The following is a 14494-nucleotide window of genomic DNA, read 5'->3' as shown; positions in this document are numbered from 1 at the left end:
GCAGTCTTTTAACCTGTTTAATTGTAATACAAATAAGTAGGTTATCTCAAATATATTGAAAAAAATCTTATAAAATGTAGTGAAATGAAAAATAGTTGAAGTAATTTCCTATGTTAAAATAATAAATTTGAGAGCTTTATTTACTCTTACAAAATGCAGTAATAATGCGGTTTTTGTACTAAAAAAGCAATAATTGAGAATGTTGTGACGAGGAAATTAATTTTAATGCAGAGAAACAAAAAAAGAGCTGATTTTATAATCAGCTCTTTTTATAAATAGTTTTGATCTGGTATTGCACTAAATTTGGTTGTACAATAGCAACTTTATCAGGATCGTTTGAAGAGATATAACTAGTCTGCGATCATAGAAAGTATACTTTTAGGGATTTCTTCAAAATCCTGCATAGAGTAGGGCTTGATAAGATAGGCTTTGACGCCCAGCTGGTCGCATTTTTCTTTGTAAGATGGATTGATACTTGTCGAATAAACAAAGCAGGGAATACTTTTAAGGTCGTTGTTGTTCAAAATTTCGTTTAGTGCTTCGATACCATCTAATATAGGCATGTTTATATCGGTCAAAATTACATCAGGATTCTCGTTCGCAGTATCTTTTAAATAGTTTAAAAGTTCTTCTCCGTTGGCAACAAGGGTTACTTTTATAAAATCAGGATTTTTAGTAAAGGTCTGGCAAATAATATCAGCATCATCGCAATCATCTTCGGCAATAACAATATGTAAGTTATATAATTTTGGCATTTTATAATAGGGGGAAAAAAAGGTTAAATGTGGTTCCCTCGTTTGGCGTACTTTCTACGGTAATACTTCCGGAGTGATTTTCCATGATTTTTTTACAAATCGCAAGGCCAATTCCGTTTCCGGAGTATTCGTTCTTGGCATGTAAACGTTGAAAAATAGTAAAAATTTTGATCAGATGGCTTTTTTCCATTCCAATGCCGTTATCTTTTATCTGGATTTTTATAAACTGATGCGACTGGTCCGGAATTTCGGATTCAAAAGGGTCTATCTGCTTAATCTCGATAACAGGCGGTGTATCTGTTTTGCTGTATTTTATCGCATTTGAGATAAGATTGGCAAAGAGTTGACGCATTTGTACCCTTGAGACTTTTAATGTTGGTAGTTTGCCGGTTATAATGGCGGCTTTTTTATCTGTAATTATAATTTCGAGATCGTCTGTAACTTCAGATATAACGGTAAGTAAATTAACATCTGTACGTTCTTCCTGTGCTGTATGAGAAGAATAACTTACCAGATCATCTACCAGAGAATTCAATCGTAGCGCAGATGATTTCATGACGGTCATTGATTTTGCATCGGCTTCAGTGAGATAACTGGCGTCGATTCTTCCGTTGTACATTACAATTTTTCTTAGCGGTTCTTTAAGATCATGCGATATTACGTGAATAAACTCTTCGAGATTGTCATTTATTCGGTTTAACTCGTTTATATTTTCTTCAAGTTCTTTTTGATGCTGTATGAAGTCATCTTCATTTTTTTTCTTCTCGGTCAAATCGGTAACGATAATTCCGATACCCTGAACCGCAGGTTCAAGATCTGTCAGCGCAATGTTGGCAGGAAATGTTTTTTGATCGTGAAGGGTTTTAAAAACGATTTCATGTGTCGTTACGCCATATTTTAAAGATTCGATTAGCGCAACAAAATTTCCTGCAGTATTAAAGTACTCGTAAAGGTAGTTTCCAATTATTTTTTCAGAGGGTATGCCTACCAGTTTAGAGAAATAGTCGTTGCAATATAATATGAGACCATTTCTTGCAATACTCAGGGCACCCTGCCCAAATTTTTCGATAAGGAGCCTGAAAGTATAATCAGCCGTTTCGAGCGAATACAGTTGCGGTGTTCCGTTGGTATTTACGACCAATGCATCTACATCACCCTGTTTAATAGCGTCAACAATACTTTTAGATTCATATAGTTGTTCTTTCAACGAGGCTATTTCAGCTTCAAGAGATTCGATATTTGTATTATTGTCCTTCAAATTACACTTTTATGTTTAGGATTTTCAATACCTTTTCCAGGTCTGATAAATCACCTAAAATGATTCGTCTTGGAGCAGGATTTGTTTTTATCAGTGTGGGTATTGCTACAATTTGATGTATTACCGCCTGTTCTGTATCTCGACTGATATCTATAATTTCGAGTTCATAATTATCTCGAAGATAAGTGTCGCATATTTTACGCAGGTTTTCTATAGCATGACCTGATTTTACAGACATACCCGAAACAAAAAGCATAAACTTATGTCTGGACGCACTTGTACCATCAGATGATTTTTCCATTGTTAGGAGTTTAAAGGTTTTATGTTTAGCCCTACAAGTACTCTTTCTTCATTAGACAAATCACCAATTATCTTGCGAATCGGTTCTGGAAATTTTCTAACTAATGTAGGCACAGCAAAAATCTGATCACCCTCTGCCAATTGTGGATTTTTAAGTAAATCTACAATTTCGATACTGTAAATTCCTTTCAAATGTTCCTCGGCATATTTTTTTATATTTTCGAGCGCCGTTATTGATTTTGGCGTTTGTCCTGCTATATATAATCTCAATTGCCACTCGGCTACAACTTCTTTTTTCATCTTAATTGTTTTTTTTAGAAGCCAGTTTTTCCTGCAATTCTTCTGTAGCTTTCAGGATGCTTAATTCTTCTTCGGCAGATTCGAATTCATTTTTAAGGGCTTCTATATTGGCTTCAAGAACTTTGCGCTTGCGCTCGATTTCACGGTCTTTTCGGCTAATTTCATTTTGTAGCTTGATTTCAGAAATAGTTCTCTTAAACTGGTGCGATTGTCTGGCAGCACCGGTAAGTATACCTTGCGGGCCTAATTCTACATCCAGTAATTCTATACCGCTGTTGGTAATAATAAATTCTCTTACCTGATTCGAATGTCCCATTCCTCGCGCTTTTACAATAAAAATTCCGCGGTTTCTTTCGCCAATTCCTTCCATATCACGAACCGTAATCCAGGTATCGACCAATGATGATACAGATTCTTCTGCAAGATCAGGTCTTAAATTATCGGTTTGTTTATTTAATGACGTAAAAAGGGCCGTAATATTATTTGCTTTTAGCATATCGATAAGCCTTACCAGCATCGAACGGACTTCATGCTCGCTTCCTACCGATATCAAATTACTAATAGGGTCAATAATTATTGTGGTAGGTTTAAATTCCCTGATTAATTTTCGAAGTGTAAGCAGATGCAGCTCCAGACCATTAAGCGACGGACGTGACGAATGAATTTGCAAAGTACCGTCTTCAATATGTTTTTGAAGATCAATACCAATAGATTTCATGTTTCGAACCAATTGCTGTGGCAATTCTTCAAAAGCAAAATAGATTGTTTTTTCTTTCTTTTCGCATTGCTGATTGGCAAAATAACATCCAATTGTTGTTTTTGCTGTACCGGCAGTTCCGGAAACCAATATATTGCTTCCGCGATAAAATCCGCCACCTTCAAACATATCGTTTAATCCGGGAACTCCTGTAGGGATTATATCTGACGAAACTTCATTGTCGAGTTTTAATGAGGTAATAGGCAGTACCGAAATTCCGTCTTCATCAATTAAAAAGGGATATTCGTTTGTACCGTGTGTTGATCCTCTGTATTTTACAATTCGAAGTCTTCTGGTAGAGACCTGCTCGATTACACGGTGGTCCAGAACTATAACACAATCTGAGACGTATTCTTCCAGTCCCTGACGAGTCAGGGTCGCTTCGCCACGTTCTCCGGTTATAATTGCTGTAACTCCTTTGGTTTTAAGCCAATGAAATAATCTTCGCAATTCGGCTCTTAGAATCGCCTGATTGTCAAGACCTGCAAAAAGAGATTCGATCGTATCGAGCACAACACGTTTTGCTTTTATCGAATCAATGGCATGTCCTAGCCTGATAAATAAACCATCAAGGTCATATTCGCCGGCTTCTTCTATTTCAGATCTTTCGACCCTTACGTGATCTACCACGAGTTTTTTTTCTGCTTTAAGCTCATCGAGGTCAAAACCAAGGGATTTAACGTTTAAAGTAAGGTCGTCTGAAGGTTCCTCAAAAGACATGAAAACTCCGGGTTCGTTATACTCTGTAATACCTTTGATAAGGAATTGCATTGATAACAATGTTTTTCCGCAGCCGGCGCCACCACAGATTAAAGTAGGGCGTCCTTGTGGAAATCCGCCATCTGTAATCTCATCAAGGCCGTCTACTCCAGTAGGAGTTTTGGGAAATATAAAACTATGTGATTTTGTTTGTTCTTGCACGATATCTAATATTCTGTTTACTCAAATATACGTTTTCTTAGAATAGTAACAAATACTATTTATTACTCTTTTAACAGCTGTTTAGAGAATTTAGTATATTTTTTTTGGAAGATATTACTCCATAAAGAAAAAAATAATAATAAATAAAGACAAAGTTCAATGGGATAAGTTGCTCAAAAAAGGATTATTAATTGATGATTAAATCTATATTTTTAGAATATTGAGATAATAAAGGTTTACCATTAAAACTATTGGTCATCGTCCAGGGAATAAGTTTTCTGTTTTCGATGATTTCTTTTTTAGAATAAACAAGACTGAAATATAATTCTAAATCAGTTGCATCTTTTGGCACACCTTTGTTTTTGGATTCCTGGGGAATATCTTCATAATAATATCGGGATTGCTTTAAAACCGGATATTTATCAAGTAAATAATCATTTAAAGTAAGTGAAGCACTATCGCCTTTGTATAAATCTTCAGATAATATAGGAGTGATGGTTAGGTTTTTAATATGTTGCTGTAAGTTTTGATATTGATCTGAAGTCATAGAAAAATCAGATTCCTTCAAATTATCTTTTTGAGACAATTGTCGGATAACCGAAAGTCGGACATAATCGCCATCGATTTCGATAACTTTAAACACAAAATAATATTTTTGATAGCTCTGACTTCCGTTTATACCTGTTTCTTTACTAAAAATAAAGCTTCCTAATTGCAGTTGATGTGCTTTGGTACTGATCGCTTTTTTCCAGATATAAGGTTTGTAGACTTTTTCCCGAATAACATAAAAAACGACTAAAACGATAACAGAAACCAGGATTATTTTTTTCATTTGTTTTAAAAGTAGGAGAGAAGTACTGGTACAAATATCAATAAAATTTAATTAGGATTGAAGAAAAACGAGTAGGCAGTCCCGATAATTATCGGGATAAAATAGTAGATTGATTAAAAAAAATCTGCTTGATCTGCGTGAAAAAAATTAAACACATAGCTACATAGTTTTTAGGAGGGCGTAAAAGACGTTTCACTTAAAATATTACTGCATAGCGCAATTACGGAGCTATAGGACAAACTATTAAATTGATTAAAAAAAATCTGCTAAATCTGGGTGAAAAAAATTAACACATAGCTACATAGTTTTTAGGAGGACGCAAAAGGCGTTTCACTTAAAATATTACCGCATAGCGCAATTACGGAGCTATAGGATAAAATAGTAGATTGATTAAAAAAAAAATCTGCTAAATCTGCTGGATCTGCGTGAAAAAAATTAAACACATAGCTACATAGTTTTTAGGAGGGCGCAAAAGACGTTTCACTTAAAATATTACCGCATAGCGCAATTACGGAGCTATAGGACAAACTATTATATTGATTAAAAAAATCTGCTAAATCTGCTTGATCTGCGTGAAAAAAATTAAACACATAGCTACATAGTTTTTAGGAGGGCGTAAAAGTCGTTTCACTCAAAATATTACTGCATAGCGCAATTGTGGAGCTATAGGACAAACTATTAGATTGATTAAAAAAAATCTGCTGAATCTGCTAAATCTGCTTGAAAAAAATTAAACACATCGCTACATAGTTTTTAGCAGGGCGAAAAAGGCGTTTCACTTAAAATATTACCGCATAGCGCAATTACGGAGCTATAGGACAAACTAGTAGATTGATTAAAAAAATCTACGAAATCTGCTTGATCTGCGTGAAAAAAATTAAACACATAGCTACATAGTTTTTAGGAGGGCGCAAAAGGCGTTTCACTTAAACTATTACCGCATAGCGCAATTGTGGAGCTATAGGACAAACTATTAAATTAATTAAAAAAAAAATCTGCTAAATCTGCTGGATCTGCGTGAAAAAAATTAAACACATAGCTACATAGTTTTTAGGAGGACGTAAAAGGCGTTCTACTCAAAATATTACCGCATAGCGCAATTACGGAGCTATAGGACAAGCTATTAGATTGATTAAAAAAAATCTGCTAAATCTGCTGGATCTGCGTGAAAAAAATTAAACACACAGGATTTTAAGAATCCAGCCAGATCTTAAAATGATTGATTTCTTTTTTGCTTAAAATAATAGGTTCTGTATCGGGAACGGCAACATTAAACAAAATTTCTATTTTTTGACTGGAGTGCTTAATGATTTCCTGAATATGATGACGGTTGATAATGTATTTTCGGTTTATTTTGAAAAAAAGCGCAGGATTGAGCTTGCCAGCAAGATCTGTAAGATTACTGTTGTACAGGTAGCTACTGCCAGAATTGGTGTAAATAAACAGGTGTTTTCCTGTGGCAAAAAAATAAGTAATCGAAGTGTCATTGACAGAAATAAGTTTGTCTCTGTGGCTGACCAAAAAATGGTGCTGAACAGTGCTTTGATTTTCGATTTCGACCAATGATTCAACAATAAGGTTGGTATTAAAAGTTTTTTTGATGTTTTCATACTTCACCAGAGCTTCTAATAATTCTTCTTCTTCATAAGGTTTTAGAAGATAATCTATGGTAAAATGTTTAAACACTTTTACAGCATAAGAATCATAGGCGGTAATAAAAATAACGGGGCATGAAACAGGGGCTTGTTCAAAAATGTCAAGACTCTTGCCATCTCCCAAATGAATATCCATAAAAGCAAGATCAACCACATTCGTTTTAAAAAAAGCAACGGAATCTTTTACAGATTTTAGTACCGTTATTTCGTTTATCGAGATTATGCTTTGTTGTTCTAATATTGATTTTAGATAGCTTGAAGCCAGATGTTCGTCTTCAATAATAACTATTTTCATTAGGTATAATTTTATGTAAAGTTAAAAAAAAAGCTCCGTTAAAAACGGAGCTAATTTAATTACAATTCAGGATTGTTTAATCGGGCTTCTTGCGGAAATGGCAATGTATATCGCGGATCATTTTCGAGTAAAGTATAGTTCTCACAATTGAAGGTATGGATGATTTGTTTTTGAGTAGTTCTTCTTAAATCAAACCAACGCTGTCCTTCGATAACAAACTCACGTTGTCTTTCCTGAGCTATAAAATCAAGAAGTTGTGTTTGTGTCATTGCGGCAATCGATGTGCTTAATTGATTAAAGCCTGTCGCCGTATATCTGTTCTTGATAAAAGTCAGTAAAGTTGCTCTTGCGGTTGGCAAATCGCTTAATTGCGCAGATGCTTCTGCTTTTGTCAAGTATAACTCAGCAGTTCTAAACGTACATTTTTGATTGATATCGCCTCCTTTTTTAAACTTGAATTTGCTTCCGCTTGCTTGAAAATACAAAGCAAAACGCAAATCGTTTGTTTTATCGTAAACACCCGTTAATGCAGGTGATACAAACGAAGCTCCTTTGAGCAGGTTGATAAAAGTATCTTCAAGCGCTAGTATAGATTCCGGACCATTGTACAGGTTTGGCAAAACGGCTTTTGTATTCAGGTTTGCTAAAGCATTATTGTAGGTCATTGCTTTATCTGCGGCTTCGATAGCTTTGGCCCATTCTTTTTGGTACAGATAAATACGGGATTCCATTGCATACAAGGCAACTTTCGAGAAACGATAATTGATACCGGCTGTCTGAGTGTCTAAGTTTAGCAGTTTTTTTGCCTCTTCTTTATCAGAATGAATCTGTTTGTAAATTACAGCTACACTTTCAGGAACATAAGCTTGTTCTAAATCAATTTCTAAGGCCAATGGCACCCCTTTGTCTGTTGCTGCTGTTGCTGCATTGTAAGGTTTTGCAAACAAGTTAATCAAATCAAAGTAAGTTAGTGCTCTTAAGGCATAAGCTTCTCCTATCAATTGATCTTTCTCTGGTGATGATGCTAATTTTTTGCTTGCTTCATTGATGATTACATTCGTATAGAAAATCCTGTTGTACAAACCGGCATACGGAAAAACGTTTGTAAGTTTATCAGGATTGGTATCTTTCCAGATAAAAATGTCTCTGTAATAAAAAGAGTTGTCATTATCTTCATTCAAAAACAATTCGTCGGTTCTTAAAGCAGACAATGATTTATGCGCCTGATAAGCAGAATATCCTTTGGTTAATACTGCTCTGTAATCTGTCAGGGTTTCCGGAATTACTTTACCAATTGGTTTAACATCAAGATAGTGATCACAGCTTATAGTAGTGATGGCAACACTGGCAAAGAATACGTATTTTAATATATTTTTCATTTTAAGTCAGTTTAAAAAGTTAGGTTACATCCTAAAGACAATGATCTTGGGATTGGTTGTGCATAGATATTTCCGTATGTTTCAGGATCAAAGTACCCTTTGTAATCAGAACTGATTACGAATAAGTTTCTACCTTCTATACTAAATCTAATGTTATCCATAAACATACTATTCGTTGCTTTTTTAGGCAAAGTATATCCAAAACGAACACTGCTTAAACGCATAAAACTCATTTCGTGCACCCATGTATCCAGATAGTTGTACATTTCGATTTGGTTTCCGCCAGAATACCATTGGTACGCCATCCATGAATCTCCTGTTCCTGAAGTTTCGCTTGTAATACCCGGTATGTTTGAGCTTGTATTAGTTGGTGACCATGCTTTTAAGGCATCTGTAGTATAGTTTTGACCACGATCTAATGTTGTACCATTAAAAGTAGGTTTTTGTACTACAGTTTGCTTGATGTTGAAAGTAGTAGCAATAGTAAGATCAAAATTACTCACTTTGAACGTGTTAGTAAAACCTCCTGTAAATTTAGGATCTAAATCTCCAGCATACGTAAACAAGTCTCTTGTGTCTGCATCTGAAAGTTTTGTTGTAGAGAGTACTCCCGGAAATACATCTGCGTAGGGGTCATAAAGGGCAAAAAAGGTTTGTGAGTTTACAGTTTCTCCTTTTTTATTTACAAATAAAGGATAACCATTTTCATCAATTCCTGCAGTTTTTAATGCGAATACCGCATTGACCGGGAGGCCTTCTCTAGAAGGTAAATAACTGTTTGATCTTACCTGAATACGATCTACATTACTTTTATTGTGAGCGAAATTAATCGTTGTACTCCATTTAAAATTTGGATTATTTATGTTTTGTGTAGACAAAGCAATTTCAAATCCTTTATTGGTTACCTGCGCCCAGTTAGCGTTTGTAAATTCGAATCCGTTTTCAAGAGGCAGAGATTGTAAACCAATCAAATCGGTACTTTTTCTACCATAAACATCTGTTACAATGTTGATACGATTGTTGAACAAACCAAGGTCCATCCCAAAGTTGGTATTGGTGGTTTTCTCCCATCTTAATTTATCATTTGGTGGTGACGATACAGAAATAACAGGCTCTGTTTGTCCCGGTAAGATAACCGTTGTCTGGTTTTGTCCTACTACAAAAGGAGAGGTGTTTTTGTCGATGTTTCCTTGTAAACCGTAAGAAGCACGTAATCTTAAATTAGAAATTACAGCACTTTCTTTCAAGAAATTTTCTTCAGATACTAACCATGAACCTGACACTGCCCATAATGGCAAGTATTTGTATTTAGGATCTGCACCAAATAAATCTGATCCGTCGTAACGAACACTTCCAAAGAAAGTATATTTTCTATCGTAAGTATAAGATGCTGTTGCAAAAAAGGAAGCAAATGCATTTTCGTTTTCATTCTTTTGATACGTTCTCCAGTTTGCATTAGCCGCAGAATTTGCATTTGGAAAAGTAATTTGAGTTGTAGTCAGTGTTTTTGGATCAAAACCAAATCCTTTTGTAGCAATAGAAGTACTGTTGTTTCTTCTTAACTCATTTCCGGCCATAACCTCTATCTCATGTTTACCATTGATAGTGGTGCTGTAGTTAAGCATTGTTTTCCAGTTGTATTGAAAAAAGTCTGTGTTTGAGTTTTGAATGATTCCTCCGGCAGGAAGGAAAAAAGTATCACCATCATCTGTAAAAATACGTGATTTTTCTCTTTCTTTTCTGGTATAGTAAGTTTCCTGAGCGGCATATTTTTCAGATGCATTATTGTCAAACTGTAAACCAATTTGTGTACTTGCTTTTAAGCCTTTTGCAATTCTGTAATCAATATCAAGTATCGCTTTTACAGATCTTGTTGTTAATTCGTAATTGGTATTTGCTCTTTCTTCTAAGATGTTAAAAGGAATATAATTACCTGCGTATCCTCTGATATCTTTGTCATAATTGTAACTTCCGTCAGCATTTAGCGGAGTTAGGTATGGGTTTACATTTCTGGAGTAATTAGAAGGATTTGTATAAGCATCTGCATCTGTAATATAAGATTGTTTTTTGCTTTGAGTACCAAATATTCCAATACCTACATGTAATTTATCGGTTACCTCGTAGTTGTTTTTTAAGGTAAGATTGTATCTTTTAAAACCTGTTCCAATAGTAGTACCTTGTTCATCATACGCCCCTAAAGAGAAATAGTAATCAGATTTTTCTCCACCACCGGACAAGCTTAATGCATATTGTTTGTTGATCGCACTTTGGTACAACAAATCACCCCAATTGGTATTATTGCTTCTTAAAGTGTTGATCGAATTTTGTGTTGCAGGACTTAGAGACGAAAAACCTCCCGATCTATAGGCTCCTAATTCATTAGCCTGGTTTAGAATACGGGAAATTTCTCCGTTTGTGTCTCTGTAAGTCAAATCCTCTCTAGAAGCTAGCGAAAGTTCAAAATCTACTTTTTGAGATGAATTTAAAAGGTTTAATTTAGAAAAATCAGGTTTTTGAGTCACGAAAGTATTTACGCTAAAGTCTACTTTCATGCTTCCTTTTCTTCCTTTTTTAGTTGTTACCACAATAACTCCGTTTGCAGCTCTTGCACCATAAATTGCAGTTGCAGCAGCATCTTTTAGTATGGTAATATCTTTGATGTCTTCAGGGTTTAAACCTGCTATAGAAAAATTGTTTAATACATCGATATTGTCTTTGTCATAATTTTGAGGAACATCATTTCCTTCCAGAGGTAAACCATCCAGTACCCATAATGGGTCCTGAGCTCCTGAAAGTGAGGCTGTACCACGAATTCTGATTTTAGATATTGTTCCCGGAGCTCCCGTTTGTTGCGTTACCGCTACACCCGCAACCTGACCAATTAACATTTGATCCAAACTTGCAACACCCGCTTGTTTGATATCTGCCATCTCGACTTGTGCAACAGCCGATGTTAATTTTCTTTTTTCGATTTTTTGGTAACCCGTTACTACAATTTCTTTTAATTCGCTTAAATCAGATTTTAAAGAAATAGTATAGTTATTTTGTCCTGTAATATCAATTGTATAAGGTTGGTAACCTACATAAGTTACTCTTAAACTCTTCATACTATTGTTGATCTTAAATTCAAATGTACCATCAAAATCGGTTACGGTTCCTAAGCTGGCACTTTGAATTACGCCTTTTTGTTGGGTGTTGTTTGATACGGAACTGTTCTCAAGAAAAACAGTAACTCCCGGCATTGGCATTCCGTCTTTTGCATCGAGCACCTTTCCTTTTATAGTCCTTTCCTGCGCATACCCAGATAGGGTAAGAAGGAAACTCAGCATGTAAAATAAATTCTTCATTGGGTTGTTTTTGGATTTGTGTTAATTATAATGTGTTGTTTAATGCTTTTTCGATACGCTGAATCAAATCAAAATAATGGTTTCTGGTTTCCTGATTTCCAATATTTCTTTTTGCTTTTAATAAGTGTAAAACCTGATTTAATTCTCCTTTTTTATCAGATGTAACTTCAGAAACTCTTTTTAGGGAAGACTGATTAATATTGCGTGCCATTTTAGATTCTTCGAGATAATCACATAAATGCGGCATACTTAAAGTTTCTTCTAACTGAATGCTTTTCTTGGCATCTGTTTTTTCAAAAAGCTTATTTGTCGAAACAATCAGCACATCGACATAATTTTTCTGAGTCATACGCTCCATAATCGTTAGCGATTTGTTCTGGATCGTAGGAGCAAAAATGCTCTGGTGTATTGTTTTGAATAATTGTGTTACGGTATACACATTTTCTTTAGCTTCATTACGCTGAAACAACTCATTTTCTGTAATCCTCAACAAACGGTCGTCGCTTAATAAGTTGTATATCACGCTGTATTGCAATTCTCTGGCAAGCGTATAAGGCGTATACTCAAAAGGTCCCAGAGGAGAATCTTTTAATGGGTTTGTTTTATCCAGAATTGGGTTAAAGAATAACCATTCCGGCAATTTGATACTATTGTTTAATAAGTAAGAAACCGCTCTTTTCTGGATCGCAGCCGGAACCGCAACATAACTTGGTTTGTTATCGCCATGAACTGTTGTGTTCAGGTAGATACCACCAACATTGGTTAAAACATGATAGTTATAAAGATTCCATTGACCAATTGCACCTATATATAGTTTGCCCGTTTCGTAATATGATTCGTCTTTATCATACGTCCATTCCAGGATTTTGGCAACAACCCTTTTAAGGTTTTTAAGTCCGTATTCGCTTGCTTTCATGGCATCATCGCCTAAATCTTCAGACTGCGAACGAGGATCTATTGTGCTGTCACCATCTTGTTGTTCTCCATAAAAATAAACAGGATCGTTCTGGTTTTTGGTAATCAAAGCGTTTAGCGCATTGTGTTCTTCAATTTGATCCGCATACCATCTGTAACCCCATTCGATAGCATATTTATCATATTCACCAATTTTTGGCGTAATGGCTTCGACGTTGTCTTCCGGTTGTGCAATATAATTGTAACGTGCATAATCCATGATCGAAGGCGCTGTTCCTCCCATTTTTGCTGTAAAAGCCGCAGATCGAAGCGATTCTACCGGATAAGCAAACGAAGCTCCCATATTATGCTTAAGACCAAAAGTGTGCCCCACTTCGTGAGACGATACAAAACGTATCGCTTCGCCCATGTGTTCGTCGCTAAATTTGTTTGCTCTTGCTTTTGGGTCGATTGCACCGGTTTGTATGCGCATCCAGCTTTGTAGTGACGTCATAACATTATGCCACCAGATAATATCAGATTCGATAATCTCACCACTTCTTGGATCTACAACTGCAGGTCCCATCGCATTCGATTTTTGAGAAGCTACATATGTAATAACCGAATACCGTACATCATCGATATCAAAATCAGTATCGGCTTCAGTAGGTTCTTTTGCAATTACAGCATTTTTAAAACCGGCTCTTTCAAAAGCAGCTTGCCAATCGCGAACTCCTTCTATAATATACGAGCGCCATTGTTTGGGTGTCGACGGATCGATATAATAAACAATAGGTTTTTTAGGTTCTACCAATTCGCCTTTGCGGTATTTTTCGATATCTTCCTTTTTAGGCTCTAATCGCCAACGCGTGATTAACTCTTTTTCGAGCATTGCATGCTGGCTGTCGCTAAAATACCAGTGCTTTTCAGCAAAATATCCAATACGTTTGTCTGCAAAACGAGCCTGCATAGGTACTTTGTCTAATAAAATAATATTTGAAGTTACTCCAAGCGTAACAGACAGCGCAGGACCACCTTCGTTTACAGAAGTAGTAAGCTGCGATTTGACTACGATATTTTTAGGAAAAGTTTTCACACTTTCTATATACGAAAGCTCAGATTTTACAGATCCTCCAAAACCAATGTTGCTTAAAACATCATTGAAACTTTTTTGTTTTCCGTCAAAAACTTTGTTTGCTTTAATGACAACCGAAGTCGAATCGTTGTTTTTGGTTTCGATATCAAAAACTTCTATTATAGATTCTGAAAAATTGCTATTTACAGATGCAGTTATAGCGTCTCCAACAGGAGAGGAAACTTTAGGCACAGATGATTTTACCCAAACTTTTTTGGCAACAAGATCTTTATGAAAAGTAATGATCTTGTTTTCGTAATTCATTCCTTTATTTAATCCCGCATCATTAACCGGCAAAGGAACATTTGAAATTTTATTGACAACCAGAAATTCTCTTTGAAAAAGCGAATCGTTGATCTCTAAATATAAATCTGTTTTAACCTGAATCGTATTGAACAATCCTTTCTTGAAAGTTCCTTTTTTTATAAGATCATCATATTTTTGTCCTTTCGAATTTTTTAATGAATCTTTTACTTGTTCTGTTTTGTCTTCTTTATTTTTTTTATTCTTTTTTTGAGCAATCACAGTACCGGCATTCAATACTAATACCGCTAAAGCGATATTTTTTAGATTTCTCAACATTGCCTTTTCTTTCATAGAAAGTTAAGTTTAGGTTAATTTTTTGCTAAAAATATTGCAAGGCTAACGTTAAAAAAAACAAAAAGG

10 protein-coding genes are annotated in these 14494 nt (G+C 35.3%); all 10 read right to left on the bottom strand.

Annotation, left to right across the window (positions count from 1 at the left end; genetic code table 11):
• Positions 1-350: 350 nt before the first annotated feature.
• Positions 351-755 carry a response regulator gene (locus B0A64_RS15330; RefSeq protein WP_089480386.1) on the bottom strand — a complete coding sequence of 135 codons (405 nt, stop codon included), beginning with the start codon at positions 753-755 and terminating at the stop codon, positions 351-353.
• Position 756: 1 nt separating this feature from the next.
• Complete coding sequence (locus tag B0A64_RS15325; protein WP_089480385.1) at positions 757-2013, bottom strand: PAS domain-containing sensor histidine kinase; 1257 nt, start codon at positions 2011-2013, stop codon at positions 757-759.
• Position 2014: 1 nt separating this feature from the next.
• Positions 2015-2314 carry a circadian clock KaiB family protein gene (locus B0A64_RS15320; protein ID WP_089480384.1) on the bottom strand — a complete coding sequence of 100 codons (300 nt, stop codon included), beginning with the start codon at positions 2312-2314 and terminating at the stop codon, positions 2015-2017.
• Between the two features lie 2 nt (positions 2315-2316).
• On the bottom strand, positions 2317-2613 hold the full coding sequence (locus B0A64_RS15315) for a circadian clock KaiB family protein (RefSeq protein ID WP_072953993.1): 297 nt from the start codon (positions 2611-2613) through the stop codon (positions 2317-2319).
• A gap of 1 nt (position 2614) precedes the next feature.
• The gene (gene kaiC, locus B0A64_RS15310; RefSeq protein WP_089480383.1) at positions 2615-4291 is read right to left on the bottom strand and encodes a circadian clock protein KaiC; all 1677 of its coding nucleotides are present in this window, start codon (positions 4289-4291) and stop codon (positions 2615-2617) included.
• Between the two features lie 187 nt (positions 4292-4478).
• Complete coding sequence (locus B0A64_RS15305) at positions 4479-5123, bottom strand: hypothetical protein (RefSeq protein ID WP_089480382.1); 645 nt, start codon at positions 5121-5123, stop codon at positions 4479-4481.
• A 1191-nt stretch (positions 5124-6314) separates the two neighbouring features.
• Positions 6315-7073 carry a LytR/AlgR family response regulator transcription factor gene (locus B0A64_RS15300; protein WP_089480381.1) on the bottom strand — a complete coding sequence of 253 codons (759 nt, stop codon included), beginning with the start codon at positions 7071-7073 and terminating at the stop codon, positions 6315-6317.
• A 59-nt stretch (positions 7074-7132) separates the two neighbouring features.
• Entirely contained in the window at positions 7133-8452 is a 1320-nt protein-coding gene (locus B0A64_RS15295) for a RagB/SusD family nutrient uptake outer membrane protein (protein ID WP_089480380.1), read from the bottom strand.
• Between the two features lie 11 nt (positions 8453-8463).
• Entirely contained in the window at positions 8464-11799 is a 3336-nt protein-coding gene (locus tag B0A64_RS15290) for a SusC/RagA family TonB-linked outer membrane protein (protein WP_089480379.1), read from the bottom strand.
• 25 nt (positions 11800-11824) lie between these two features.
• Positions 11825-14425, bottom strand: coding sequence for a zinc-dependent metalloprotease (locus tag B0A64_RS15285; protein ID WP_089480378.1), 2601 nt, complete (start codon positions 14423-14425; stop codon positions 11825-11827).
• Positions 14426-14494: the final 69 nt, after the last annotated feature.

This window comes from Flavobacterium araucananum, from assembly GCF_002222055.1.
In the GTDB taxonomy this organism is placed as follows: Bacteria; Bacteroidota; Bacteroidia; order Flavobacteriales; family Flavobacteriaceae; genus Flavobacterium; species Flavobacterium araucananum.
The sequence above is the reverse complement of the archived record's forward strand: the minus strand, read 5'-3'. Positions and strand labels throughout refer to the sequence as shown.

Coding starts and splice junctions, on each gene's coding strand:
- B0A64_RS15330 (WP_089480386.1), bottom strand. CDS start 755: ATGCCAAAATTATATAACTTACATATTGTTATTGCCGAAGATGATTGC.
- B0A64_RS15320 (WP_089480384.1), bottom strand. CDS start 2,314: ATGGAAAAATCATCTGATGGTACAAGTGCGTCCAGACATAAGTTTATG.
- B0A64_RS15315 (WP_072953993.1), bottom strand. CDS start 2,613: ATGAAAAAAGAAGTTGTAGCCGAGTGGCAATTGAGATTATATATAGCA.
- B0A64_RS15305 (WP_089480382.1), bottom strand. CDS start 5,123: ATGAAAAAAATAATCCTGGTTTCTGTTATCGTTTTAGTCGTTTTTTAT.
- B0A64_RS15300 (WP_089480381.1), bottom strand. CDS start 7,073: ATGAAAATAGTTATTATTGAAGACGAACATCTGGCTTCAAGCTATCTA.
- B0A64_RS15295 (WP_089480380.1), bottom strand. CDS start 8,452: ATGAAAAATATATTAAAATACGTATTCTTTGCCAGTGTTGCCATCACT.
- B0A64_RS15290 (WP_089480379.1), bottom strand. CDS start 11,799: ATGAAGAATTTATTTTACATGCTGAGTTTCCTTCTTACCCTATCTGGG.
- B0A64_RS15285 (WP_089480378.1), bottom strand. CDS start 14,425: ATGAAAGAAAAGGCAATGTTGAGAAATCTAAAAAATATCGCTTTAGCG.